The sequence below is a fragment of the Flavobacterium antarcticum DSM 19726 genome (assembly GCF_000419685.1).
In the GTDB taxonomy this organism is placed as follows: domain Bacteria; phylum Bacteroidota; class Bacteroidia; order Flavobacteriales; family Flavobacteriaceae; genus Flavobacterium; species Flavobacterium antarcticum.
Genome location: NZ_ATTM01000001.1, coordinates 1 through 24221 on the forward strand (window position 1 = coordinate 1; position 24221 = coordinate 24221).

28 protein-coding genes and 1 tRNA gene are annotated in these 24221 nt (G+C 33.9%); 14 read left to right on the forward strand and 15 right to left on the reverse strand.

Annotated elements, in window-relative coordinates; all coding sequences use genetic code 11:
* The 7 genes from YWA_RS0100005 to YWA_RS15240 all read right to left on the reverse strand — a co-directional run.
* Window positions 1-227, reverse strand: a 227-nt coding sequence (locus YWA_RS0100005; RefSeq protein ID WP_022826436.1) for an IS3 family transposase, incomplete at its 3' end; no start/stop codon positions are given.
* A gap of 41 nt (window positions 228-268) precedes the next feature.
* The gene (locus tag YWA_RS14430) at window positions 269-1069 is read right to left on the reverse strand and encodes a phage integrase SAM-like domain and Arm DNA-binding domain-containing protein (protein WP_022826437.1); all 801 of its coding nucleotides are present in this window, start codon (window positions 1067-1069) and stop codon (window positions 269-271) included.
* Between the two features lie 84 nt (window positions 1070-1153).
* The gene (locus YWA_RS0100015; RefSeq protein ID WP_022826438.1) at window positions 1154-2425 is read right to left on the reverse strand and encodes a DUF3987 domain-containing protein; all 1272 of its coding nucleotides are present in this window, start codon (window positions 2423-2425) and stop codon (window positions 1154-1156) included.
* The gene (locus YWA_RS14435) at window positions 2418-2687 is read right to left on the reverse strand and encodes a helix-turn-helix domain-containing protein (protein WP_051126910.1); all 270 of its coding nucleotides are present in this window, start codon (window positions 2685-2687) and stop codon (window positions 2418-2420) included. Before YWA_RS14435 ends, YWA_RS0100015 begins: the two co-directional genes overlap by 8 nt.
* A gap of 144 nt (window positions 2688-2831) precedes the next feature.
* On the reverse strand, window positions 2832-3656 hold the full coding sequence (locus YWA_RS0100025) for a hypothetical protein (RefSeq protein WP_022826440.1): 825 nt from the start codon (window positions 3654-3656) through the stop codon (window positions 2832-2834).
* 86 nt (window positions 3657-3742) lie between these two features.
* Window positions 3743-3816, reverse strand: a tRNA-Ala gene (locus tag YWA_RS0100030).
* A 123-nt stretch (window positions 3817-3939) separates the two neighbouring features.
* The gene (locus tag YWA_RS15240) at window positions 3940-7224 is read right to left on the reverse strand and encodes a collagen-binding domain-containing protein (RefSeq protein ID WP_022826441.1); all 3285 of its coding nucleotides are present in this window, start codon (window positions 7222-7224) and stop codon (window positions 3940-3942) included.
* A gap of 275 nt (window positions 7225-7499) precedes the next feature.
* Here YWA_RS15240 and YWA_RS0100040 point away from each other — a divergent pair, with 275 nt between their 5' ends.
* Complete coding sequence (locus YWA_RS0100040; RefSeq protein ID WP_022826442.1) at window positions 7500-8267, forward strand: enoyl-CoA hydratase/isomerase family protein; 768 nt, start codon at window positions 7500-7502, stop codon at window positions 8265-8267.
* Between the two features lie 111 nt (window positions 8268-8378).
* A complete protein-coding gene (locus tag YWA_RS0100045) occupies window positions 8379-9011 on the forward strand; it encodes a 4'-phosphopantetheinyl transferase family protein (RefSeq protein ID WP_022826444.1) in 633 nt (210 codons plus the stop codon).
* Here YWA_RS0100045 and YWA_RS0100050 read toward each other — a convergent pair whose 3' ends face one another.
* From YWA_RS0100050 to YWA_RS0100060, 3 genes are all read right to left on the reverse strand, one after another.
* Window positions 9012-9395, reverse strand: a complete 384-nt coding sequence (locus YWA_RS0100050; RefSeq protein ID WP_022826445.1) for a group III truncated hemoglobin — start codon at window positions 9393-9395, stop codon at window positions 9012-9014.
* A complete protein-coding gene (locus YWA_RS0100055) occupies window positions 9395-9682 on the reverse strand; it encodes a hypothetical protein (protein ID WP_022826446.1) in 288 nt (95 codons plus the stop codon). The genes YWA_RS0100050 and YWA_RS0100055 overlap by 1 nt, the downstream gene beginning before the upstream one ends.
* A gap of 70 nt (window positions 9683-9752) precedes the next feature.
* Window positions 9753-10355, reverse strand: coding sequence for a Crp/Fnr family transcriptional regulator (locus YWA_RS0100060; RefSeq protein ID WP_022826447.1), 603 nt, complete (start codon window positions 10353-10355; stop codon window positions 9753-9755).
* A gap of 95 nt (window positions 10356-10450) precedes the next feature.
* Here YWA_RS0100060 and YWA_RS0100065 point away from each other — a divergent pair, with 95 nt between their 5' ends.
* The 6 genes from YWA_RS0100065 (at window position 10451) to YWA_RS0100090 (ending at window position 15278) form a co-directional block, all read left to right on the forward strand.
* Window positions 10451-11191 carry a geranylgeranylglyceryl/heptaprenylglyceryl phosphate synthase gene (locus YWA_RS0100065; protein WP_022826448.1) on the forward strand — a complete coding sequence of 247 codons (741 nt, stop codon included), beginning with the start codon at window positions 10451-10453 and terminating at the stop codon, window positions 11189-11191.
* Window positions 11184-11822, forward strand: a complete 639-nt coding sequence (pnuC, locus tag YWA_RS0100070; RefSeq protein WP_022826449.1) for a nicotinamide riboside transporter PnuC — start codon at window positions 11184-11186, stop codon at window positions 11820-11822. The genes YWA_RS0100065 and pnuC overlap by 8 nt, the downstream gene beginning before the upstream one ends.
* A complete protein-coding gene (gene arfB / locus YWA_RS0100075) occupies window positions 11815-12216 on the forward strand; it encodes an alternative ribosome rescue aminoacyl-tRNA hydrolase ArfB (protein ID WP_022826450.1) in 402 nt (133 codons plus the stop codon). Before pnuC ends, arfB begins: the two co-directional genes overlap by 8 nt.
* Before the next feature lie 77 nt (window positions 12217-12293).
* A complete protein-coding gene (locus YWA_RS0100080) occupies window positions 12294-12527 on the forward strand; it encodes a hypothetical protein (RefSeq protein WP_022826451.1) in 234 nt (77 codons plus the stop codon).
* Complete coding sequence (locus YWA_RS0100085) at window positions 12517-12816, forward strand: type II toxin-antitoxin system RelE/ParE family toxin (RefSeq protein WP_022826452.1); 300 nt, start codon at window positions 12517-12519, stop codon at window positions 12814-12816. Before YWA_RS0100080 ends, YWA_RS0100085 begins: the two co-directional genes overlap by 11 nt.
* A gap of 257 nt (window positions 12817-13073) precedes the next feature.
* Window positions 13074-15278 carry a TonB-dependent receptor gene (locus tag YWA_RS0100090; protein WP_022826453.1) on the forward strand — a complete coding sequence of 735 codons (2205 nt, stop codon included), beginning with the start codon at window positions 13074-13076 and terminating at the stop codon, window positions 15276-15278.
* A gap of 220 nt (window positions 15279-15498) precedes the next feature.
* Here the strand turns inward: YWA_RS0100090 and YWA_RS0100095 are convergent, their stop codons facing one another.
* Window positions 15499-15933, reverse strand: a complete 435-nt coding sequence (locus YWA_RS0100095) for a Rieske (2Fe-2S) protein (protein WP_022826454.1) — start codon at window positions 15931-15933, stop codon at window positions 15499-15501.
* Between the two features lie 163 nt (window positions 15934-16096).
* On the opposite strand from YWA_RS0100095, the gene greA reads away from it, so the two are divergent.
* The 3 genes from greA (at window position 16097) to YWA_RS0100110 (ending at window position 17550) form a co-directional block, all read left to right on the forward strand.
* On the forward strand, window positions 16097-16573 hold the full coding sequence (gene greA / locus YWA_RS0100100; RefSeq protein ID WP_022826455.1) for a transcription elongation factor GreA: 477 nt from the start codon (window positions 16097-16099) through the stop codon (window positions 16571-16573).
* A 17-nt stretch (window positions 16574-16590) separates the two neighbouring features.
* Window positions 16591-16980, forward strand: a complete 390-nt coding sequence (locus YWA_RS0100105; RefSeq protein ID WP_022826456.1) for an HIT family protein — start codon at window positions 16591-16593, stop codon at window positions 16978-16980.
* Between the two features lie 147 nt (window positions 16981-17127).
* Entirely contained in the window at window positions 17128-17550 is a 423-nt protein-coding gene (locus YWA_RS0100110) for a hypothetical protein (protein WP_022826457.1), read from the forward strand.
* 108 nt (window positions 17551-17658) lie between these two features.
* Here the strand turns inward: YWA_RS0100110 and YWA_RS0100120 are convergent, their stop codons facing one another.
* On the reverse strand, window positions 17659-19050 hold the full coding sequence (locus tag YWA_RS0100120) for a T9SS type A sorting domain-containing protein (RefSeq protein ID WP_022826459.1): 1392 nt from the start codon (window positions 19048-19050) through the stop codon (window positions 17659-17661).
* 97 nt (window positions 19051-19147) lie between these two features.
* A complete protein-coding gene (locus YWA_RS0100125) occupies window positions 19148-20290 on the reverse strand; it encodes a sensor histidine kinase (protein WP_022826460.1) in 1143 nt (380 codons plus the stop codon).
* Between the two features lie 196 nt (window positions 20291-20486).
* Here YWA_RS0100125 and YWA_RS0100135 point away from each other — a divergent pair, with 196 nt between their 5' ends.
* The 3 genes from YWA_RS0100135 to aat all read left to right on the forward strand — a co-directional run bounded on the left by YWA_RS0100135 (window position 20487) and on the right by aat (window position 22576).
* Window positions 20487-21365, forward strand: coding sequence for a flavin reductase family protein (locus tag YWA_RS0100135; RefSeq protein ID WP_022826462.1), 879 nt, complete (start codon window positions 20487-20489; stop codon window positions 21363-21365).
* 37 nt (window positions 21366-21402) lie between these two features.
* Complete coding sequence (locus YWA_RS0100140; protein WP_022826463.1) at window positions 21403-21786, forward strand: DUF3127 domain-containing protein; 384 nt, start codon at window positions 21403-21405, stop codon at window positions 21784-21786.
* A 151-nt stretch (window positions 21787-21937) separates the two neighbouring features.
* On the forward strand, window positions 21938-22576 hold the full coding sequence (aat, locus tag YWA_RS0100145; RefSeq protein ID WP_022826464.1) for a leucyl/phenylalanyl-tRNA--protein transferase: 639 nt from the start codon (window positions 21938-21940) through the stop codon (window positions 22574-22576).
* Between the two features lie 93 nt (window positions 22577-22669).
* Here aat and YWA_RS0100150 read toward each other — a convergent pair whose 3' ends face one another.
* Window positions 22670-23263, reverse strand: coding sequence for a DUF6705 family protein (locus YWA_RS0100150; RefSeq protein ID WP_022826465.1), 594 nt, complete (start codon window positions 23261-23263; stop codon window positions 22670-22672).
* A 288-nt stretch (window positions 23264-23551) separates the two neighbouring features.
* Window positions 23552-24154, reverse strand: a complete 603-nt coding sequence (locus tag YWA_RS0100160) for a DUF6705 family protein (RefSeq protein ID WP_157505270.1) — start codon at window positions 24152-24154, stop codon at window positions 23552-23554.
* Window positions 24155-24221 lie beyond the last annotated feature (67 nt).

Consider the following 24221-nt stretch of genomic DNA (forward strand, 5'->3'; position numbering starts at 1 on the left):
CTCGCCTCTAATTCGCTAATTAATTTTTGTTCTGCTGTCTGTTTTATAATTCCATTACCAGGAAAACTAACAGCACCAAACTTATCGTAATCCTTGCGCCATTTATAAAGCATACTAACTCGGATACCTAATTCTCTAGCTAATTCAGTAATGTTAGAACGTTCATTACTTAATTCTACAGCTTTTATCTTAAATGCTGCATCATATTTTTTTCTATCTGTTGTCATAAGTTAAAATTAAGTTTTTTTCTCTTAACTTAAACTCCCAGCTAAATTAGTATATCCACGGACCATTTTAAGTCTACCATATCTTTAAAATTCATCCCTCTAGCATAGGCAGAAAACATAAAGTAATTATGTGCCTCAACTAGATGAGAATGAAAACTTAAATCTAAATCCCTTATTTTTTTAAATTCTTCAATTGTCAAGGCAACTTTTGATACTTCAGATTTTAGTTTAGAAATCTTATAATCTTCGAATGGATATGGCTCTTTTGGAATCAACTTTCTTTTTCTCGCTTTATTAAATAAAGCCTTGAGCTCCTTCATCTTAAAAGCAATACCTCCATGATTGTTTCCATTTTCTCGAAGAAAAACTTCGTATTTATCTAGGAAGGTTGTCGTAATTTCTTTAAACTTAATGCTCTTCCCTTTGAACTTGATTATTGAATCTCTAGTGCTTAGATAGGCTTTAGCATTGGAAATCCTTCCAGACCTCATCATTTCCTCTATGATTTCATTAAAAAAGTCAATGACGCTCATCTCTTTCTGTTTTTTATCATCTCTAAAGGCTTCTTCAAATTCCTCTAATGTGAAATCGGTCTCATTTCTCTTAAATTCAGTTATTATTTTGAAAGCTCTAGTCTTTAACATTAACAGAATTTCGTTCTCATCATGATACAATGGATGAGCTTTTGTAAAAGATTCATTCACAAAGTTTTCTTTTTTACAATTTAGTCCTAAACTTATTTTTTTTTGTCGTCTATCTTTAAGAATTCTCAAGTATACGGCATGCTTACCATCAGCCATAGGTTTCCCATCAAGCATCAGTTTGATTGTTGCTCTTATCATTATATATTTATATTAAGTGTTTGAAAATAACTGCTCTAGAATTAGAGCAGTTGTTACAGTTGTTGCAGTAATTACATACTTACATTAGCATTTTTTGAATTTACCTCTGCTGTCTTTAAAAATGTGTTTTCTTGTCTTCCATTGAACTAATTTATCATCGATAGTTCTTGTAGGTATATCGTATTTTTTACCGATTTCAATTGCTTCTTTCCTTGTGAAATTAGTGTTCAAGTCATCTAAAATTTTTCCATCTTGTAATGATATTCCTCCAGTTTCAATTGAGTCAAAAGTAAATTGACTGTGTCTTAACAATGTTTTCATTAACCACGTTGCAGTCATAAAGTCAAAGTCCGAACAGATTAACTTTTCTTTGTTTTTAAAAGCTGATTTGTTACGCAATACTGTTAATATCATCGCTATTCTAAAGAGAATCAAACCATGTCTGTGTACGTTAGAAACAAAGGACTGTGAATGGTTTTCTACGACGTCTGTCCTTATAGGTTTAATTATATCTAAAAACTTTTTCTTTTGATTTTCGGTAAAAGAGAATTCAATAGGTTTTGTCAGCGTCGACAGCTGTCCATATAAATCAAATATAACTGACCCTACACCTTCAAAAATCAATTTGTTGTTCCTTGTCTTCTCCGCAAAAACATCTTTAAAGTCACTAATTTCGTCAAAACTATAAATCATAAACCTAGAAAACAGACCATTTTCTCTCGATTTTATTAAAGGCTGCAATTGGTCTGGTGTACCACTAATTACCATTGCTAATTTTGGTTCTTTAATATCAACAAACACCTTCTCTGTTTTTCTACTTATAGATATTGGCTCATGATGGAATGCTTTTCTTAATACATCAGAATAATTACTCCAGTCATTTTTCAGCATATTACTCATTGTATCTGCTTCTGACTCAATTATGAGCAAACCATCTTTATTAGAACTCAAAAAAGCGTGCATTTCGGCACTACTTATATTAGCAGGTAAAATTTTAACTTCTATATCAGGACATTGTTTAAATTCATCCTTGCTTTTTCTGTTTTTTTGTTCGCAAATTTGGTGGTCACTTTTGCTTTTAGTAAAAGTTTTATCATGAATTGGCTGAATTAAAAGTCTTGAATAATTCATGACCCCTTTTCCTGATGCTGCTGGAGCAATAATCATCAAATACAATTGTGGATAAATAGTGTCTCCATCGTAAATACCGTATACATTTGGAAGACAGTTACTCAATACGCCTAAACTCGATAAAAGCACAATATCTCTTTCCCGGGTAGCAAAAGGTCCACACAATGCTTTTAAATCTTCCGGAAGCCTATTGTAAATAGGTTGTTCAATTAATCTTCTAACCATTACAATTTCTTTTTAAATGGCTAAAAATTCTTTCCTCTAAAACTCTTTTACTTTCTGATTCAATTTCTAACATCCAATTGTCCAAATCTATCTTTTTGAAATAAATTTTACCTCCGTTAGGCTTGAAAAACTCAATGGCTTTTCTGTGCGTTAATTTGTATAAAGAAGATTCACTCACATCTAGGTAAACTAGCGCTTCTTTAAAACTTAATATCTCCTTATGAGCTATTACTTGTGCTCTTTGAAGATTTTCTGCGTTCATTACATTTCTCATAATATTTAAATTTATGACACCTTGCTAGCATAAAATTTAGGCATCGTGAGGTGCAATATTAAAATTTTCAGAAAGAAAATTCCTTTATGTGTGAGAAGTGTGTGAGAAAATGTGTGAGAAGGTGCTCTAAGACTATTGTGGAAAGTTCTTAGAAAAGAAATCGTGTACAATGTTTAATTCTGAACTGTTCTTTTTGGCTACTCTTCTTATTGTGTTGTCATAATTACTGACAGATAAAATTGTTCCTGATTTAGTCTTAAATCTTCCAGATTGTTCAATTTTTTTTCTAGTGAAGTCTGTAAACAAAGTGGATAAGTGGTCCAGTAGGGATACCATTATTTCAGTTGAGCAGTCAAACTGCATTACAATATCTTCACTAACATAATTGAGTAAAGAATAAAAGTCTTCAAAGCTGTATTCATCAGAATTAATAAATGCGTTGTCCTCTATAAATGAATAGATTTTTAGTAAATCAGCTCTAGAATATTTTGGTTTTAAAGTAAAATATGAACCGCCGTAATTGTCATTTTCTAATGGAAAGGAATGTTTTTCTTTTAAGTATGATTTAATCTCTAGTGCTGGTTTTAAGCAAGCAGGAAAATTATTTATAACTCTAGAATTATTAGCTTCGATATAGTCAAATGAATTTAGTAGACCGTTCCAATATTTAAGTAATTCTTTTTTATTTAGTTTGATGTTTGAGAGTTCAATTTCGGTCTTAATTTCATTTGTAATCCTCAAGAGTAACTCTGATAGTTGCTCTTCAAATTTGGTTTCTTCAAAATCATTATTAATAGAATTGTAATAAGTTACAATACCTCTTGAAGAATCGACATGAAATGGTTGCTCTTCTTCGTTAATATTCTTCTTGATAAATTCTTCTATCAAATGGTCAATATTATCTGTCGAAAGAAAATTTTGAAATTTTACAATTGCTGAAGGTTGAAAATTAATCATAACCAAATATACTTAATGTTGCCGTAATGTTGGAGGCAAAATAAAAAAGCACCTACATTAAAGTTGTAAGTGCTTGATTGTTATTGTGGAGAAGATGGGGCTCGAACCCACGACCTCTTGACTGCCAGTCAAGCACTCTAGCCAACTGAGCTACATCCCCAATTCAGAAGCAAATATAGTTTATTTGTGGTACTAAAAAAATACTTTGTACAGTTTGTTAGTAAACAAAAAAGCCAGCAAAAATAAATGTGCTGGCTTGATTTTTATCGCTAAAATAAAACTGTTATTTAAAGAATATTTTTGAAGTACCGTAGTTTACTTTATCACTTTTGATACTAAAAAATAGCACTCCTGTAGGAACATTGAAGTTAAAATCCATTTCGTTTTTACCTTCCTTTAATTTCACTTCAGTGGCGTAAATCACTTTACCTGAGACATCATATAAAGTTGCAGTAGCTGTGGTAGTAGTTTCGCTGTACAACATGCAGTTTACATTTCCACGAGAAGGATTTGGGTATATCATGAACTCGTTTTTCATTGTGTACAATAATTCCTCGTAACCATCAGGTGCTGTTTTTGTGAATTTTACGTCTTCGATGGTCAAATTCAAATCTTTAGTTTTAGCTTCAACCGGTAAGAATGTAAAAGTCAACATGGTTAAATCATCTGCATTAATGGTCTGAGTTGATTTTGATGAAGTAAAGAATTTAAAAGGTATATAATACGTTTTTTCCTCTTGTCCCACATTAATCATCGCTCTGTACTGGTGTTTCCAGTTTTCAACGGAAGACTTCACTAAACCTAATTCTAATAATCCACTGCCTTTAGCTTTGAACGAAACAAATTGATACTCGTTATAATCCGCTGGAATCTGTCCAGGTAATAAAGATTTGTACAACGTAGCATAATCATCCTCGCTGTGCACTTCTAGATTCACATTTCTGTTAATTGCTAATTCTCCTTCTTTATATTCACGTTCAAAATTATTTGAAACGGTGTATTTATTAATCAAAGTATAAGTTGGATCGTAATCCAATCCCCAATTTCCATCTGCATGGTAAAATGCATCTTGAACGTCACCCTCCACATAAATCAACCCATCAAATTCATAAGAATCATCTACATTCAAACGAATTGTTTGGCTGATTTCTGATTTCAAAGGATTGTATCGGTGTGTGAAACCATTTGTTTCGCTGTAATTTTGATCCATTGAAATTTCGATACTTTGCTCTTCTTTTACGCTTTTCAATTTCAAAACTAAATCGGATCCTTCTCTTGATATTTTTGAAGCATAAGTTTTCGGCATTTTCTGAATTTCCGTTTGTAATAAAGGTTTTGAAGCTTGTAAATTGTTCAAAATGTCATTGACTAATTTCGTCGTTTGTTCTGGTAAAGTTGCCCAAACTTGGAAATTGTAAACATCTTTTGCAACCGCATATTCTTTTACAAACCAATTTGTTTGTAGTGTGTAAAAACTATCTCCATGATTTTTACCAACTGCAAATGAAATTGCATATTCTGTAACACCATTTCTTTGTTGAATTGCCTGCATTAAGAAATTATAGCCACCCACTTGAACTGTTTTCACATTCAAAATTTCTGCACCACGAAGACGATCGCAGGATGCTTTTGTATGATTGTAAACTTTGTCTTTTGTGCGAACCCCTAAAACAACAGCTTTAGTTGAACCTGCAACTGAAAAGTCAACGCTTAAAACTTCTTGTGCAATTGTGTAATCTAAAATGTCTGTTGGCGAAGTAATATCTGCTACATCTCCACTTTGCAAATTTGTAGGAAACATTTCAGTCATGGTTAAATCGCTTGTTCCGCCACGTGAAAAATTATCTACTGAAACTAATTTTACTTTATCAAAACGAGTCGCTGCACTTTTTACAAATTCGGTTGGAATACTTTTCATCTTACGCGAAACATACTGTTTTGAAAGTTGATCTCCCAAACTTTCACTTTCAAGACCACCGCCGTTTCCAGTGTTTACTTCAGATGAAGCAATGTTTACAGGAATTGTTGAGGTATATTGGCAACCGTTAACATCTGTAGTAGTTAATTTTACTTCATAATATCCTGCATGCGTAAAGGTAAAATTCACGGTTCCCTGGTTGGCGAATAAACCTGAGGCACCATTAGAAACTGCCCAAGAATAACTGGTGAAATCTAAGCTATTTGTCAACACAAATTGTTTTGTTACTGAATTTGTTGCTTGACTAACGGTCGACTGATTTACAGTTGAAAGCGTAGTTCCATAAACTGTCATGGTTTGTGTGGCTACTTTCCAACCGTAACTATTACTTGCTTTAAGCTTTACGATGTAGGTTCCTGGAGCACTATATACTTTCGTCGGGTTCATATCTGCACTTGTAGTTCCATCACCGAATTTCCACAGGTATGAAATTGGATCAGTCACATCCATATAGCTTCCTGTATTAGATGTATTCGTAAATACGAATGAATTTGAATTTAAGCATTGATTTGCACTATTAACATCAAAATCAGAAGTTGGTTTAACTCCTACAACAGGTGGAACAGCACAACCTGTTACACTGGGCGAAAAGATCGCATAATGTACTTCACCACCAGAATGGCGAAAACTATTTGCAATAACCTGTCCTTCAATATTGGATTGATTCCCTAAACCTTTAAAAATATCAGCAAATGGCGCAAAAATAGTTCCTTCCACTGCAGCTCCATTGTTAATGTTTAAAGTAGTAGTGTTGTAAAAATTATACATTATATAAAGACAGTCTTGAAAACCAATTCCGCCTTGGTTCCACACATCCCAATTAAAAGTGCCCGAAGCGTCCACATTAATCACTAAAACTTTAGAGGCACTTGGTTTAACGTTGTTAAAACTTATTTCATCAACACTATTTAACTGTGCACCAGTTAAGTTCCAAATATTAGTTCCATCTTGCAGATTTATTTTAACTTGATTCGTTAAAGTAGTATTGGTAATGGATTGGCCATTTGGATTTGTCAATTGAATATTTTGTGTACACTGCGAAATGCTCAAGGACGAAGCTTTCATAGTTTGAAAAGCAGCATTGAAATCAAGTAAGTTTGCCTGAAAAACAGGATTGTTATTTACGCTGACACCGAGACTTGGTGCGTTACTATTCAACTCAATTCTTGGTGAAGAATTATAATTAGAATTTGGAGTAATACGAATAGGTGGTGTTGCATTATTTTGATCGGCATACCAAACAGTAGACCCATTTGCGTTGCCAATTTTCACATAACCATTTGATAATACTTGAACAGCATTGCCACTTTGGTAGTTTACTTTTCCATTTACCAGTAGTCCAATTTTCACATTGTTTACTGAAAATGTTCCGGGACTGTGTGCCGCTACCTGATAACTTCCGGCAATGGTTAAATCACCACCAATAGCGATTGGACCTTCAGATTCGTTATTTATCAATGTAGTATTGCCTAAAGTAAACACATTGAAATTTTTAGCAGGTGCTGTTGGACTTTGTGCAAATAAAAGGGTTCCAGCAAAAGTCAATACTAAAGTACTAATACTACGGATTTTAAGTAATTTTGATAGCATATAAAATTTTTTAAGAGCAATTATATTTTCAGTCAAAGTAATGCTCGATTATTATTTTTAAAATAAATTTTTATTGAAAAATAATTTGAATGGAAGTGATATATAGACTACAAAGTTACGATTACGCTTTCTTTTATGCCGTGCGATATGTTGTACAGCTTTGTAGAATGATAACTACACAAAACAAAGAACATAAGCAATCGTTCTAAATTTTAAAGTTTTTAGCAAGCCCATTCACGACATTTTTTCTTAATTTTACTTTAAATTTAAAAGCTATGAATACCACTCAACCTGAAGGTTCGTTATATACTAAAATCGAAAATAAAATTGCTACTATTGAATTTGGTCATCCCGCAAGTAATTCATTTCCAAGCTTTCTGCTGCAACGATTAACAGATGAATTGAATAAATTATCTCAAAACAAAGACGTTTCTGTCATCATTTTAAAAAGCCAAGGTGAAAAAGCATTTTGTGCCGGAGCTTCTTTTGACGAATTACTCCAAATTGACGATTTGGAAAAAGGAGAAAAATTCTTCTCTGGTTTTGCTAATGTCATCAATGCAATGCGAAAATGCTCTCAATTAATTATTGGTCGCATTCAAGGGAAAACGGTTGGCGGAGGCGTAGGTCTTGCTGCCGCTTGCGATTATGCTTTCGCCACAGAAGCCGCTGCTATCAAGCTTTCTGAACTGACAATTGGTATTGGGCCTTTCGTAATTGCACCCGCTGTAGAACGAAAAATGGGAACCGCCGCTTTAGCAGAATTGACGATTGCAGGTCACGAATGGCAAAATGCTTATTGGGCAAAAGAACGTGGTTTGTTTGCGAAAGTGTACGAAACAATTTCCGAAATGGACAAAGAAGTTGATTTTCTAGCACAAAAACTAGCAAGTTACAATCCAGAAGCACTCGCTGATATGAAAAGAATTCTATGGGAAAATACTTCAAATTGGGATTCACTACTGTTAGAAAGAGCAGCGATTTCAGGAAAATTAGTCTTGTCTGAATTTACAAAAAACGCATTATCCCAATTCAAAAAATAATTTTAGTTAGGAGCTAATCCGGCTGTACACTATATCTTTTTTTAAATTTTCGCTTCGCAAAATCTAAAAAAAGGATGCCGTTTCCATCCGGGCTAAAAAAAACACTATCGCATGCCATTATATAAAAAATTCAACATCGGCGAAAACGTTCAAGTCCTGATATGGCAAATAACCGAATCGTTCGAAGATTTGTTTGACGAAGTCTATTTGAAAGACATCAGTCTCGTTCGCGTCAATAACATGAAAGCGTTGTCGCACCAAAAAGGATTTCTTTCCATCCGAAAGTTATTGCAAGAAGTGGGTTATTCGGACGAAGATTTATTTTACGATGAAACGGGAAAGCCCAATTTATTAGATGGAAAACTGATTTCAATCACGCATTCATTCGAGTTTTCGGCAATTATTGTAAGTGAAAAAATTGCGGGAATTGATCTCGAAATGCAACGCGAAAAAATAATCACGATTGCAGAAAAATTCATGGACACCGAATTTGACTTCCTTCCTAAAGAAAAAGACGTGGATTTTATCCAAAAAAGCACCGTGATTTGGGGCGTGAAAGAAGCGATTTTCAAAATTGAAAACCAAGTTGGAATTAGTTTTAAAGACCATATTTCGGTTTTTCCATTCGAAATGTCTGACGGAAAAACAAGTGCGATTTTAACTTTTGGAACCGAAGTAAAAGAATTTTCAATCCAATTTGAAATTGTCGAAAATTATATAATCGTTGTCGCTTTTGAGAAATAGTTAACCTCGACTGTGAAACATATTTAGATATAACATTGAACTCATTTTTCGAGCACGACGTTTAAGTGTTTCGGCATTTTCACCGTCAAAAAGTTCATCGATGGTTGCAAACCAATGGTTGAGCCAAATCCCAAATTCATTCATCGAAATAACTCCATTAAATTTTTGGTCCACTTCAATATGGGCTTCAATCGGATTTCCCATGTAATTTCGAACGCCAAAAAGATTCATCTCCCAGAAATCAGTTAGTTTTTCTAAATGTTCGTCCCAGTCTTTGATGAGCTCATTAAAAAAATGACCTATTTCTTCATCTTTCCTGATTTTTGTGTAGAAAGCGTGAACAAGAGTTGAGACGTCTTCGCGAGATTCGATTTGCTTTTTCATTAAATAATTAAAGTATTCACAATGATAAAGAAAACGCTTGAAATTACGGTAGTGATTATTAAATTAAAAACGGTCTTAGGAGTTAGTTGCGCTAAAATTGCGGTATTCACACTCATACAAATGATAACTAAAATTGCCAATTGAATCATTTGCAAAGGATTTGTTCCATTAGAAAGAATGTACATTGCTGCAATAGATCCCAAACAACTTTGGCCAATTACCGCTAATGTGCTGAATGCGATATAGCTTTCTTTAAAATTTTCGAATGATTTTTGATAAAGTTCCATGATGTATAAATTTTTGAATTACAAATTTACCACCAACATCCTTTTTCAATTTATGACTTGAGTCATAAGTCTAAATTTCACGATATACCTTGCGGTTAATGATTTTTAGCATTTGCTTTTTTTCCAATGACTTGATGGCACGAATCACCGTTTCAACACGTAATCCCGTTAAATCGCCAATTTGTTGTCTGGTGAAATCAACTAAATACCCATTGTCGTCTTTTGATAAATCAAAGTGATTAATGGCATAATCAATGAGTTGTAAAACACGATGTTCCGGATCTTCGGACGCAATTTCCGCAGCCATAACTGCTTTATAATGGAGCCTTTGTGCAAGGTTTTCAATGATCGAAATGGCTTCACTTGGATGTTCTAAGAGAAATTGCTTGAACAAATCTTTTTTGATGGCAAGAATCACAGAGTCTTCCGTGGCAATTGCATTTGCAGGATACAAACGGTTGACAAACAAAGGCGGTTCGCCAAAACTTTCTCCGGGTTTGAAAAAACCTTGAATGAATTCTTTGCCCTCTTCATTATAATTATTCATTTTTACTTCTCCTGAAATAATTTGGTAATAATAATGAGCGTTGGTGCCGACTTCAAAAATCACATCCGACTTTTCATAGCGTTTTTCGACAGCACCATAATGGTCTAAAAGTTCCTTTTGTATCATTGTGTATTTTTAAAATCGGGTTAGAAATCTACACAAAGGTAATTGTTTTTTAAAAATAGAAAATGTGAATAGAAAAACCTTTAATTTTACGCGAAATGAATACAAGAAGCCAAAAAATATACCAAGAAATTACTACTGCTTTTCAAGAAAATAGACGTTTATTAGCGGTTTTACTCGATCCTGATAAAGTTGATGTTGAGCAAATTAAATCGCTAGTTGCCAAAATAAATCAATCTCCGGCGACTCACATTCTAATTGGCGGAAGCGTTGTCTTTTCTAATTTAATCGAAAAAATTATTGCTGAAATTAAGTTGTTTACTCATCTACCAGTAGTACTTTTCCCTGGAAATCCTTCTCAAATTGCTCAAAACGCGGATGGAATTTTATTCTTGAGTTTGCTTTCAGGTAGAAATCCTGATTATTTAATTGAACATCAAGTACAGTCTGCTCCTTTGTTGAAAAAATCAAATTTGGAAATTATTCCTACCGCTTATTTATTAATTGAAAGTGGTGGAATTACGGCTGTTGAAAGAGTCACTAAAACCGTTCCTATTTCGCGAGAAAATATTGATGAAGCGGTTGCAACAGCTCAAGCAGGAGAGTTAATGGGAAATAAATTAATTTATCTGGAAGCTGGAAGTGGTGCTTTGAAAGCGGTTTCTAAAGAAATGATTGAGCAACTTAGCCTTTCGGTTGAAATCCCTATAATTGTTGGTGGAGGAATTCGGACCAAGGAAGGAATCGAACTCGCGTATAAATCTGGTGCCACAATGGTAGTGATTGGAACGGCTTTTGAAAATAATATCGAATTTTTTAATCAAATTTTAAATGATTGAGTTTTTTTTAGAACCGTATAAAGACACGCCGCTTCGCGATATTATTATTGAAATAATTGTCTTTTTCTTTGGAATTATGAGCGTTTGGTATGCTAAAAAAGAAAATATTTTGGTTTATCCAACCGGTTTGGTAGCGACGATTTTCACGACTTATCTTTTGTACAAAGCAGGCTATTTTGCTGACATGACCATAAACGCCTATTTCACAATCATGAGTGTTTACGGGTGGTTCAGTTGGTCAAAAATGAAAAATAATGTTTCTGTTTATCAAATCAGTCGAACAAATAAAAAGCAAAAAATAATTGGTGTTGTTTTGTTTTTTGTGACAATGGTAGTCATGTACGGTGTTTACCAACTTTTTGACCGACCGATTGAGAAGGAGAATTATATTGATATGGTTACTTCGGGAATCTTCTTCACAGGAATGTGGTTTATGGCGATTAAGAAAATTGAAAATTGGACACTTTGGATTATCGGTGATTTAATTTCGATTCCTTTATATGGTTATCGCGGATTAGGAATTTTATCCTTGCAATTTGTTATATTTACGATACTTGCTGTAATGGCTTATATCGAATGGCATAAAATTATAAAAAATAACGAACATAATTTGGCACAAACGAATGGATAAAGAACAAATTTTATCGGAACTGAATTTTAAAGCCGTGCGAAGCAGTGGCGCTGGAGGTCAAAATGTGAATAAGGTTTCTTCTAAAGTCGTCTTGAATTTTGATGTCGAAAATTCAAATGGATTTTCACAAGAAGAAAAGCCACTTGTGCTTTCAAAACTTGCGACACGATTAACGAAAGAAAATATCCTGATTTTAAACTGCGACGAAGACCGAAGTCAGTTTAAAAACAAATCGATTGTTACCAAACGTTTTTTTGATTTAATCACGCAAAGTTTGCACATTGATAAAATCAGAAAAGAGACAAGAATTCCCAAGTCAGTCATTAGAAAACGGATGAAGGATAAAAAGAGTATTTCTGAAACAAAGAAGAATAGGAAGAGGCCGGAGTTTTAGCTGAATATTGGAATAATTAATTTCCTTGGTTACCTTTTCATTTTTTCTTACTTTTATATTAAATAAATTTTACTACAATGAATACTAGTCAATTGCAAAGCGATAAATTAAATATAATTAACTGGATTACTGAAATTCAGGACTCTTCAATTGTGGAAAAGATAAAAGTAATTATGAGTTCAGAGAGAAGGTCTTATAATCTTACTGATGAACAACAGGAAATTTTAGATAGCCAAATTGGATTAGATTCTAGCTTATATGTTGATGCTGATAAATTAGTTACTGATATCAAGGCTAAATATGATTTATAGCGTTATAATTTCTCCGATTGCTTCAAAAAATATTGAAGATGTTGTTGAATATTACACCAAAGAAGTTAGTAAAAAAGTAGCTCTTGATTTTTTAGCTGACTTTCAGACAACCTATAAAGCATTACAAAACAATCCGTTTTATCAGGTTCACGATAACAATTATCGTTTGCTTCTTTTTAAAAAGTTTAAATACATTGCGTTTTTTATTGTTGATGAAGTTAACAAAACGATTTTGCTAAATGCAGTATTCCATACCTCTCAAAATCCTGATAAATATCCCAAGTTGTAAATCACTTATTATTTTTTTTAAGACATAATTTTTTTTAAAACTTCACATTAGCTTTTCAACTAACTTTATACTACTTTTGCCCCGTCTCAAAGGGGTGCTGTAATGGCTGAGATTATACCCATGGAACCTAGAACAGGTAATGCTGTTTAGGGAAAAGACGAAAAGTCAATTTAACCTTGACTTTTCGTCGAGAAAATCCAACACCATTTTATTAACAATTGAATAATTACCCCTTTTATTCGTAACTCATATTACGAATGAAAACTTTATTATTTGCAGGTTTACACAAACCTTTTTCTAAAAAGCGATTTTTTCTTTATTTTTTTTCGCTTCTTTCCTTTTACAATTACGCACAAAATGTGCCTCAAGATTCCACAAAAGTGAATCAACTTGATGCCGTTATGGTCAAAGCCGTTCGGGCAAATGACAAAACGCCAATGCCATTTAGCAATCTTTCCAAGAAAGAATTACGCGAAAGAAATCTTGGACAAGACATTCCCATGTTGCTTAATTTTCTACCTTCTGTCGTGACAACTTCTGATGCGGGAAATGGTTTCGGTTACACCGGAATTCGTGTTCGGGGAAGTGATGCAAGTCGGGTGAATGTTACAGTGAATGGAATTCCGTACAACGATTCTGAAAGTCAAGGAACGTTCTGGGTCAACATGCCGGATTTTGTTTCTTCTGTTGAAAACGTGCAGTTGCAACGCGGTGTCGGAACTTCTACAAATGGAGCGGGTGCTTTTGGCGCAAGCCTAAATTTATTAACCGATGCTGTAAATCAAGAAGCTTCGGGTGAAATATCCAATTCGTTTGGAAGTTTTAATTCGAGAAAACATACGGTGAAATTTGGAACCGGTTTGTTGAATAATAATTTTGAATTAGCAGGACGTCTTTCTAATATTCATTCGGATGGATTTATTGACCGTGCGGAATCTGATTTGAAATCCTACTTCTTGCAAGGAACTTTTCTGAAAAACAACACCTTAATTAAAGCCTTAGTTTTTGGTGGAACGGAGCGAACGTACCAATCGTGGAATGGAATCGAAGATTTAGATAAACTTAAAAACGACCGAAGCTACAATACTTCTGGTGAATATATTGATGATGATGGAACTCTAAGATTTTACGATAACGAGACGGATAATTACAACCAAGACCACTATCAATTGCATTGGAATCAAAGATGGAGCGACGCTTGGAGTTCAAATTTTGCCTTACATTATACGAAAGGTTTGGGTTATTATGAAAACTACGAACAAGCAGAAAACGTTGTTGATTACGGAATTGAACCGCAAATCATCAACGGAACTTTAGTTGAAATATCCGATTTAATCAGAAGAAAATGGCTGGATAATGATTTCTACGGAACCACTTTTTCACTGAATTATAAAAAAGAAAAAGTCGACTTTATCGCAGGTGGAGGTTACAACCGCTACGAAGGAAAACATTCAGGAAACGTGTTGTGGACAAGAAGTTTGATTCTTCCCGAAAACAATTTTGAGTTTTACAATGATTTTTCTACCAAGAACGATTTGAATGTTTTTGCAAAGTTAAATTATGCACTGACTTCAAAATGGAATCTTTTTGGAGACATGCAATACAGAACTGTTAGCTACACAGCAAACGGAAATGATACAGGTTTAGTGGATGATACATTTGATTTTTTCAATCCAAAAGCGGGAATTACCTTTTCTGCAAATGATAAAAACACTATGTACTTTTCCTATGCTCGTGCAAATCGGGAACCTAATAGAACAGATTATGAAGGAAATAATCCGAAGCCTGAAAAAATGAACGATTTTGAGTTGGGTTGGCGTTATAATTCTGCAAGAACGAAGATCAACATCAACGGCTATTGGATGACGTATAAAGACCAACTCGTTTTAACAGGAAGTTTGAATGACGTTGGATCTCCAATGCGAATCAATATAGAAAAAAGTTACCGTTTAGGAATTGAACTGGATGCGTCAATTTACCTTTCTGACAAATGGATTTTACGACCAAACGCAACGATTAGTGCGAATAAAAATCAAGATTTTGAATCTGAACGAGATGGTGCTTTAAAGAACTTCGGAACTACAGATATTGCGTTTTCTCCAAATGTAATTGTGGCAAATGCAGTGACATTTCTTCCAATAAAAAATATGCAGATTTCCCTTTTAAGTAAATTTGTAGGCGAACAATACATGGGAAATATTGATTCTAAAAATTCCAAATTAGAAAGTTACGCGGTTAATGACGTAAGTGTTTCGTATGAGTTTAAACCGAAATCTGTTTTCAAGTCAGTTATTATTACCGGTTTAGTTAATAATATTTTTGACTATGAATATGAAAGCAACGGTTATTTTTATACGTATAATGTCGGCTCCAATCCAGGAAGCATAAAAACAATGGAAGGAGCTGGTTATTATCCGCAAGCCGGAATTAATTTCTTGGCAGGACTAACCTTACTGTTTTAAGATGTTTGTTTTTATCTTCTTATTGATGCAAATTATAATGATTTCAAACTTTATAATTGAGTGTGTTATCTTTTTTACAAGCCATATAAAACTATTTTAATTGAGAAACCCTGATTGTAAAGTCAGGGTTTTGTTTTTAGCGGAAATTGGTAAGCGATTCAATAGGTTTTTGCACATTCTAAAATTGCCGAAAATTTTTGGAATGCTTCTAAAAAATACTTTAATTAGACACGCGAATAATGTTTTTTGATAAAATATCTACGCGGTAAGGTTTCATCGTATATTCTCCTTTACCGTCAATTCCCACGCCATTAAATAAACTGTATTCAAAATCATCGCAAGGACATTTTGCATTTAAGCCATTAATTACCATTCTGGAACACGCACTCAAATACTGATTTGGACAATTCGCTTCCCAAGCACGGTAATCGGTATCAGATATTTTCATAACGATAATTCCATTGGCTCCAGAAGTTCCATCATAAATTATAATGGGATTTATGGCAGAAAGTAAACTACTGTATAGAGGTAAGTTGGCATCAATTGTTGTGCTAAATCCATAATCAGGAATATACGGATTTTTGTACCTGATGTTATCAGATGAACAACTTAAAATGAGCATAATAATAGAAAATAGAACCAGTAATTTTTTCATATCAAAAGTTTTCTGTTTAATACTTTGAAACAAATTTAATTTAATTAACTTTGACTTATATATGATTTAGCATATTAAATTTACACTAAAATAAAAAAAGTATCTTTGTGAAAAGAAATCCCGTCCTGATGGGATTTTTTCTATTTATATAAACGATGAAATTATGAGTACAATATCTTATTATACAGCGGAAGGGTTGAAAAAACTAAAGGACGAATTAGAGCATTTAAAAAGTGTCATGCGTCCAAAAGCATCGGCGGATATTGCTGAAGCTAGAGATAAAGGCGATTTATCTGAAAATGCTGAATATGATGCTGCGAAAGAAGCACAAGGAATGCTTGAAATGCGAATTGCCAAAATGGAAGAAACGTATTCGAACGCTCGATTAATTGATGAGTCGCAATTAGACACTTCAAAAGTATTGGTTTTGTCAAAAGTGAAAATCAAAAATCAGGCAAACGGAATGGAAATGAACTATACATTAGTTGCCGAAAGTGAAGCAGATTTGAAAACAGGAAAAATCTCAGTAACTTCTCCTATAGGAAGAGGTTTGCTTGGAAAATCTGTTGGAGAAACGGCTGAAATTACAGTTCCCAATGGTACTTTGAAATTTGACATTTTAGAAATTTCACGCGACTAATTTTAAATATGAAGTAGATGAGTTCAATTTTCACTAAAATAATCAACGGCGAACTTCCCGCATATAAAATTGCAGAAGACGATAAATTCCTGGCATTTCTAGATGTGAATCCAAATGCGAAAGGGCATACGCTGTGTATTCCGAAGCACGAAATCAACAAGATTTTTGAAATGGACGAAAGTTTGTATCTTGAATTAATGCAGTTTTCACGAAAAATAGCAATCGCTTTAGAGCAAGCAGTGGATTGTAAAAGAGTAGGAATGGCTGTTGTTGGACTTGAAGTTCCTCACGTTCATGTGCATTTGATTCCGTTGAATGAAATGGACGAAATGCGTTTTAGTAATAAAGTGAAATTAGAAAGAGAAGAATTTGAAAACATCGTCAAGGACGTTCAGAAATTCTTATAATTTACATATAATTGCAGCTAATTAAAAAAAAAGAGAAACGAGAGTTTCTCTTTTTTTTATTTTTAACTTCATAAAAAATAAAGAAAGAATTTTTACTTTTGAGAAAGGAAATTTTAGTAATATTGGTAAAAATTAAATTATAAATAAATGAAAAAATTTTTCTCCCTAGCCCTAGGATTAATTCTATTAGCTTCTTGTTCAAGCGATGACAGTAGCAATTCAATTGACACTTCAAAATTAACAAATAAAAAGTGGATTCCGGTGAGTACTGAAGTGTTTGGAATGACAATCCCTTATGAACATGAAAATATTCAGTGCGGTAAGGATTATGAAATGTTTGAAACGGGCGGCGTCTTAAAAACAGTTTACTACGATTTTGATTGTAGTGAAGATATTTATCTTGAAACGTGGAAATTGGAAGGAAATAAAATTACGACGATAGAAGATGGAGTTATTATTGTTGGAACTATTGTAAAATTAGACGCTACTTCTCTTGTTGTAAGTGCAGAAGTTGATGTTAACGAAGATGGGAAAGACGAGACTTTGGAACTAACGTATTCTTCAAATTAATTTGGATAAAAAATCACTTCTTCAATTATACGTGATTTTGACATAAAAAAAGACTGTCTTTCGACAGTCTTTTTTCTATTTATAATGGTTTTGGTTGATTGGGTATTTTTATTTTTTAATAATTTTATGTGTGCTTGATCCATTTTCCGTTTGAATGTTCAAGAAGTAAACGCCAGAAATAATTCCACTGAGGTCGATCGTGTTTTCTAAACCATGTAGAGATTGAGATTTTACTAAGCTTCCTGAAATGGAATAAACAGTTGCGTTTGTTAGATTAACAGCAGATGAAATGTTCACGAAGTCAGCAGTCATTGTTGGATAGACTAAAACCGTCGATTTTACTGTTGTAAATGAATTGTTTTGCAAAAGGCTTGAAGCCAAAATAGGATAACCATCATTAACGTTTGCATCAATAGTCCAAGGTGTTCCCGTTTGATTTTGATTGAGCAATGTTACAAGTTCAGCCATTTTCATTTCAGCCGTTGTTTTTCCTGTAATATCTACTGTTCCGGGAGCTCCAGCCCATTCAGCAACAGCTTCAGAAGCTCCTGAAGATTCGATGTCCCAATAGTTGTTAGTTGCTGTAACGGCACCCATTCCGCCCAATACGCCACCAATAGTTCCGGAAGAAGTGATCAATCCTGTTGCGTATGAATTTTGAACTACCAATAATGCTGATGAACCACCAAAAATACCGCCAACTGGTCCATTTGTACATACTAAATTAGCGCGAGAATAGCAGTTGTCTACAAGAATCGTTCGGTTAGGAGTAAAAGCAAAAGCGCTGTAACCTGCAATTCCACCTACGTGAATTAAACCAGAAACGGTTCCGCCCGAGAAACATTCTGAAATAGTAGCTTTGTTGTAAGGAGAACCTACAATCCCACCAATTTGTTGCAATCCGCTGACTTGCCCGTTAGAAGATGATTTTGAAATAGTAGAATCGCCTAATAGTGAACCTACTAATCCACCAATATTTGCACCTGTTCCAGAAATAACCACTCCAGTTGCATGGCAATTTAATACTAACGAAGCATTTAATAATCCACCAGCAATAGTTCCTGCATCATCTTTTGCGCTAATTGTTGGATTTACTAATTTGATGTTTTTAATAGTAGCACTTGTAATTTGGCCAAAAAGTCCTGTGAACGAAGTAGCAGTATTTGTTACAAATAAATTGCTGATTGCAAAGTTATTTCCTTCTACCGTTCCAGAAAATGTAAATGTTGTGTTTTTCCCAATTGGTTTCCATAAATGTGCACCAAGGTCTAAATCGTTTGCAATAGTAATCGTTTTGCCAGCAAAATTGTTTCCGCCTTCCACTAAAATCGCTACACCTGCTAATTCATTAGCGGAGGTAATGGTGAAATTTGTTGAAGTTCCATTGTACCACATTGTAGTAGCATTATCCGCCCATAAAGTTGTTGGCGCTTGTGCATTTGAATCAATAGCAGTAAATGAAAGACAAAGCAGTAACAGTAAAAGTAAATTTTTCTTCATAATGGTAAATTTGGTTGTGTTTGTGTTTCCCAAAAATAGATAAATGAAGATGATTGGAGTCTTAGATTGTTAAAAATGATATAACTAAACTGATTATTTATGTGATTTTAAAACTCATTTGAATACAAGTTCCTTTGCCAATTTCAGAAGACAATACTTTGACGTTTCCATTGTGATATTCTTCAGCAATACGTTTTGTTAATGAGAGGCCTAAACCCCAACCTCTTTTTTTAGTAGTAAAACCCGGTTCAAAAACTCGGGTAAAATCTTTCTTCGGAATTCCTTTTCCCGTATCTGAAACACGAATACGGATGTATTTATTGTCGTCAATTATTGCAACGGTCAAATCGCCTTTTCCTTTCATCGCGTCGATTGCGTTTTTGACAAGGTTTTCTATGGTCCAACTGTGTAATCCTGGATTCAAACTTATTAATACAGGATAATCTGGGCCGGTAAAAGAAAAGTTAACTTGTTTTGAAAACCGCGCTTTTAAGTAAAATAAAGCGTCTTCAGTTTCTTTTACGATATTGATTCGTTCTAAAACGGGTTCGGAACCAATTTTTGAAAAACGGTCCGTGATGGTTTGCAGACGCGAAATATCTTTTTCAATTTCCGACACCGTGGTTTCATCTACATTATCAGCTTTCATAATTTCAACCCAACCAATCAAGGAAGATAACGGAGTTCCAATTTGGTGTGCCGTTTCCTTTGCCATTCCTGCCCAAAGTTTGTTTTGTGTGCCAATTTTAGTACTTCGGTAAAAATTGTATACGATGATTCCGAACAAGACAATAATTAAAACCAACGCTAACGGATAATATTTTAATTTCGTCAATAAAGAGGAATTTCCATAATATAAATATTGAGAAGAGTCTTCCATGATAATCGCTTCATTCTGCTTTTTGAATCGACTTAGTAAATAGCTGAGTTGTTCCGGATTTTCACTAATTTGGGGTTCAATGTTTGAATTATTAATAATTGCACCTTCATTGTCTGTTAAAATAAAAGGGATCGTTAGATTGCTACTGATAATAGAAAGTTCTAATGCTAAATCATCAACTGTTGGGTCAGACTTATTGATTTTTTGCAAACTTTCGGCTAGAATTTCCATTTTTTGACGTTCCTCAGATTTGAAGACTTGGAAGAAATCGTAGGTATTCCAAAGAATAAGAGTTACAATGACAAACGAGGCTGCGATAATAATCCATCGGGTTTTATTTGTCTGTTCTGAAAATTGCATGTGAAATTTTTTTTAAATGTACTAAAAAAGAACGCTGAAACAAAAATGAAAACCCGAATAACCCTGACGTGGGTGACTATCCTTTTATTTTATTTTATGAAAATAAAAGATAGTGCCGGACGGCAGGAAAATGGAGGCCAAATATGCCGAAAGATTCGTTCCAAAAAATTATATTTGTAAAAAATTTAGCCAGACTATGATTAGTATTGAACCACATGAAGTTTCGGGTGTACAGTTGCAAGGTTATTTGCAGAGTTCGGTTGGACCACGGCCAATTGCTTTAGCGAGTACGGTGGATGCGGATGGAAATCCGAATTTGTCGCCGTTTAGTTTCTTTAATGTTTTTAGTTCTAATCCTCCAATTTTGATTTTTTCGCCTGCGCGAAGAGTTCGAAATAATACGGTGAAGCATACTTTGCTAAACGTTGAAGCGACTCGTGAAGTGGTGATTAGCGTGGTGAATTATGATATTGTGCAACAAGTTTCGCTGGCAAGTACGGAATATGCGGATGGCGTGAATGAATTTATGAAAGCGGGTTTAACAATGTTAGATTCTGATTTGGTGAAACCTTTTCGGGTGAAAGAATCGCCTGTTCAGTTTGAATGTAAAGTCAATGAAATTATCAGTTTAGGAACGGAAGGCGGTGCCGGAAATTTGGTGATTTGCGAAGTCATAAAATTGCACATTAGCGAAGATGTTTTAGATAAAAACGGAGCTATTGACCAATATAAAATTGATTTAGTTTCTAGAATGGGTGGAAACTGGTATTCTCGTTCGAATAAAGGTTTGTTTGAAGTGCCAAAACCGTTGTCGACTTTAGGAATTGGTGTAGATGCTATTCCGGATTTCATCAAGAAAAGCCCGGTTTTTTCAGGGAATGATTTAGGGATGTTAGGAAACGTAGAATCTTTGCCTACCAAAGAAGAAATTAATATATTTGTAGAAGATAGTTTTGAAATAAAAGCCGTTTTGAGTTCAGATGATGAAGAAAACGTGCATCAAAGAGCGAAAGAATATCTTGAGAATGATCAAGTTGAAAACGCTTGGAAATTATTATTAGCCAAAAGAGTATAAACAGGTTCGCTAAAGGCAACCACAATAAATAAAGGATATGGAAGTTACAGGAAGAGTTAAAATGGTAGAACAAACTAAGGAAGTGGGTTCATCAGGATTTAGAAAAAGAGACATTGTAGTGACTACGGATGAGCAATATCCTCAGCATATTTCAGTACAATTTGTACAAGATAAATGTGACTTATTAGACGCTTACAAAGTAGGTGATAACGTAAAAGTAGACATCAACTTGAGAGGTAGAGAATGGACGAATCCACAAGGAGAAACGGTTTATTTCAATACGATTCAAGGTTGGAGAATTGGAAAAGTGCAAGATGGCGCTTCTGCACCACAAGGACAAACACCACCAATGCCGGCTGCTCAAGCTTTTGAACCAGCAGCTACTTTTAAAGAAGAAGACCACGACGATTTGCCGTTCTAGGAAGAACATAGAAAGAAGAGTATAGAATAGAGACGTCGTTTTAAGATTTTAACAGAAGTTAGATTTTTAAAACGGCGTTTCTCTTTTTTATCAAGTCTATTTTCTTTTCTCTCTATTCTTAAGTCTATTTTCTTTATTCTATTTTCTTCTCATGTATTTTTTATTAAAAGAACTCTTCTTTCCCGACGTTTCTGAAGCCGATAGACACGGCGTTCTTGCCGTAGGCGGGGATTTGTCGCCTGAACGATTGATGTTGGCTTACAGAAGTGGAATATTCCCATGGTTTGATAGTGACGAACCTATCTTATGGTGGTCGCCAAAAGAACGAATGGTTTTGTTTCCCGATGAATTAATAGTTTCTAAAAGTATGCGAAGTATTTTGCGGAAAGAAATTTTCACGGTTACATTTAACAAGGACTTTCGAGCTGTAATTTCCAACTGCAGTCAGATTAGTAGAAATGGTCAAAGCGGAACATGGATTACCGACGACATGATTGAAGCTTATATGAAATTACACGAATTAGGTTATGCAAAATCTGTTGAGGTTTGGCAAAACGACGAATTAGTTGGTGGACTCTATGGAATTGATCTAGAACATGTTTTTTGTGGTGAAAGTATGTTTTCCAAAGTTTCAAACGCTTCAAAAGTAGCGTTTATTACTTTGGTGGAGAATTTGAAAATAAGAAAATATAAATTGATTGATTGCCAAGTGCACAACGACCATCTGGAAAGTTTAGGTGCGAGAGAAATTGAAAGAGACGAATTTATGGAGATGCTTAATTTGATTTAGTATCAAAAAATAAAGATAGTTCTTTCTTACAAACTCAAGATAAAAAGTGGCTTTCAAATCAATGAAAGCCACTTTTGATAAAATTTCTATTACTTACTGTTTAATCAGCAGATACTCGCCATTTTTTATTAAGGCATCTAATGGCTTAGGCTCTCCAGGTAGCCAAATGCTACCGAGATACATAATGTCAATTTTCAATTTGTCAGGTTGATTACCTTGTGTTATTTTTTGTAGAATAATACTGCCTCCCATGTTATTTTCTCTTCCGAAAAAAATTAAATCTACTCTTTTTTGGTTTGCAGTGCATCCTACACAAACAGGGCGATTTGTTGGTTCTAAAATTGTATTTCCCACAATATGATGCGAAAACTGGTTGGGATAAACGGTATTTATTTTAGAGAGATTATTAAATAAAATCAAGCCATCTTTTACAAATTTTACTTCTCCAATAAGAAGATCTTCATAATAAACACCATCGTAATAATTTATAATTTTTTTGAACACCATTGTGATTTCAGTATTCCCTTCTGTATATTTATAGGTTCCTTCAAATTGGTTCAGATGATTATTGACATCTTTATAATAAACACCATCGATTCTTGTGCCATCCCAACCTTCAATATTAACAACTTGAGATTGAGCAAATAGGGTATTGCATAATAGCAATACAAATAATATATTTTTCATAATAAGTAATTATTAATTAGTTGAAAGGAGTTCTTGATACTGGATTTAGTGGTGAGTCTGAAAGTTTTAGTTGAGATCAATTTGATAATTCCTCATCCTCTTCAAATAATTAAATTCCAACATTTCCAAAATTTTCAAGAAACATTTTCTCCAAATTCGTTTCGTTCTTAAACTTTTCTTCAATAAATAGATTTCCATTAAAACCTAAAGATAGTTTTTTCATACAAACCCTTAAATAAAAAAGTGGCTTTCAAATCAATGAAAGCCACTTTTCAATTAATGATTTAATTATTGTTTTATCATAATATATTTTCCACAAGGAATACGTTCGGGTTGTATTACAGGGTCGCCTTCTCTACGCCGCAAATCAAAATCCCACCAAAGTTTTACTTCAATAGCCTGTTGTCCGTTATGAATAATTTTTCGAATATCCATATCGCCAACTCTATTTATGGGTCTATCTGAAATACTAATCCGTAGTCTTTTTTCTGTATCTGTACATTCATCACACCCTAGGTATTTACCTTCTAAAATAAAATTACCTCTAATTGTATATCTCCACGCATTTGGGTGACTAAACATTAAACTACTTAAAGTACTCACTTTCTGAACACCATTTTCAATATATTGATATTCGCCAATAATCATATCTTCATAATAAACATTATTCACTGAAGACATCTCTTTCTTTTTCAATACTATCTTAAAAGAAGTAGTACCATTGGTGTAGACAAATGTTCCTATAAAAGGATTTAAAAGGTTTTGAGTGTCTTTATAATAAGCTCCTGTAATGTTATCCCAACCCAAATCTGATAAATCCAAAACAGGTGTTTGTGCTTTACAAATAATGAATGTAAAAAGTAAGCATATTGTTGTGGTTATATTTTTCATTTTCTCTATTTTAAATATTAAGTACATGGCAAAGGTTTGGCACCTGAAGTTCCATTATCATATAATT

What these genes read in the sequence shown, in the direction of transcription:
- YWA_RS0100055 (WP_022826446.1), bottom strand. Translation starts at nt 9,682, where the DNA reads ATGGAACTTTATCAAAAATCATTCGAAAATTTTAAAGAAAGCTATATC.
- YWA_RS14435 (WP_051126910.1), bottom strand. Translation starts at nt 2,687, where the DNA reads ATGAACGCAGAAAATCTTCAAAGAGCACAAGTAATAGCTCATAAGGAG.
- YWA_RS0100110 (WP_022826457.1), top strand. Translation starts at nt 17,128, where the DNA reads ATGAAAAAATTTTTCTCCCTAGCCCTAGGATTAATTCTATTAGCTTCT.
- YWA_RS0100150 (WP_022826465.1), bottom strand. Translation starts at nt 23,263, where the DNA reads ATGAAAAATATATTATTTGTATTGCTATTATGCAATACCCTATTTGCT.
- YWA_RS0100045 (WP_022826444.1), top strand. Translation starts at nt 8,379, where the DNA reads ATGCCATTATATAAAAAATTCAACATCGGCGAAAACGTTCAAGTCCTG.
- YWA_RS0100135 (WP_022826462.1), top strand. Translation starts at nt 20,487, where the DNA reads ATGATTAGTATTGAACCACATGAAGTTTCGGGTGTACAGTTGCAAGGT.
- YWA_RS0100090 (WP_022826453.1), top strand. Translation starts at nt 13,074, where the DNA reads ATGAAAACTTTATTATTTGCAGGTTTACACAAACCTTTTTCTAAAAAG.
- YWA_RS15240 (WP_022826441.1), bottom strand. Translation starts at nt 7,224, where the DNA reads ATGCTATCAAAATTACTTAAAATCCGTAGTATTAGTACTTTAGTATTG.
- pnuC (WP_022826449.1), top strand. Translation starts at nt 11,184, where the DNA reads ATGATTGAGTTTTTTTTAGAACCGTATAAAGACACGCCGCTTCGCGAT.
- YWA_RS0100125 (WP_022826460.1), bottom strand. Translation starts at nt 20,290, where the DNA reads ATGCAATTTTCAGAACAGACAAATAAAACCCGATGGATTATTATCGCA.
- YWA_RS0100140 (WP_022826463.1), top strand. Translation starts at nt 21,403, where the DNA reads ATGGAAGTTACAGGAAGAGTTAAAATGGTAGAACAAACTAAGGAAGTG.
- greA (WP_022826455.1), top strand. Translation starts at nt 16,097, where the DNA reads ATGAGTACAATATCTTATTATACAGCGGAAGGGTTGAAAAAACTAAAG.
- YWA_RS0100095 (WP_022826454.1), bottom strand. Translation starts at nt 15,933, where the DNA reads ATGAAAAAATTACTGGTTCTATTTTCTATTATTATGCTCATTTTAAGT.
- YWA_RS0100025 (WP_022826440.1), bottom strand. Translation starts at nt 3,656, where the DNA reads ATGATTAATTTTCAACCTTCAGCAATTGTAAAATTTCAAAATTTTCTT.
- YWA_RS0100080 (WP_022826451.1), top strand. Translation starts at nt 12,294, where the DNA reads ATGAATACTAGTCAATTGCAAAGCGATAAATTAAATATAATTAACTGG.
- YWA_RS0100085 (WP_022826452.1), top strand. Translation starts at nt 12,517, where the DNA reads ATGATTTATAGCGTTATAATTTCTCCGATTGCTTCAAAAAATATTGAA.
- YWA_RS14430 (WP_022826437.1), bottom strand. Translation starts at nt 1,069, where the DNA reads ATGATAAGAGCAACAATCAAACTGATGCTTGATGGGAAACCTATGGCT.
- YWA_RS0100105 (WP_022826456.1), top strand. Translation starts at nt 16,591, where the DNA reads ATGAGTTCAATTTTCACTAAAATAATCAACGGCGAACTTCCCGCATAT.
- YWA_RS0100015 (WP_022826438.1), bottom strand. Translation starts at nt 2,425, where the DNA reads ATGGTTAGAAGATTAATTGAACAACCTATTTACAATAGGCTTCCGGAA.
- arfB (WP_022826450.1), top strand. Translation starts at nt 11,815, where the DNA reads ATGGATAAAGAACAAATTTTATCGGAACTGAATTTTAAAGCCGTGCGA.
- YWA_RS0100160 (WP_157505270.1), bottom strand. Translation starts at nt 24,154, where the DNA reads ATGAAAAATATAACCACAACAATATGCTTACTTTTTACATTCATTATT.
- aat (WP_022826464.1), top strand. Translation starts at nt 21,938, where the DNA reads ATGTATTTTTTATTAAAAGAACTCTTCTTTCCCGACGTTTCTGAAGCC.
- YWA_RS0100120 (WP_022826459.1), bottom strand. Translation starts at nt 19,050, where the DNA reads ATGAAGAAAAATTTACTTTTACTGTTACTGCTTTGTCTTTCATTTACT.
- YWA_RS0100050 (WP_022826445.1), bottom strand. Translation starts at nt 9,395, where the DNA reads ATGAAAAAGCAAATCGAATCTCGCGAAGACGTCTCAACTCTTGTTCAC.
- YWA_RS0100060 (WP_022826447.1), bottom strand. Translation starts at nt 10,355, where the DNA reads ATGATACAAAAGGAACTTTTAGACCATTATGGTGCTGTCGAAAAACGC.
- YWA_RS0100040 (WP_022826442.1), top strand. Translation starts at nt 7,500, where the DNA reads ATGAATACCACTCAACCTGAAGGTTCGTTATATACTAAAATCGAAAAT.
- YWA_RS0100065 (WP_022826448.1), top strand. Translation starts at nt 10,451, where the DNA reads ATGAATACAAGAAGCCAAAAAATATACCAAGAAATTACTACTGCTTTT.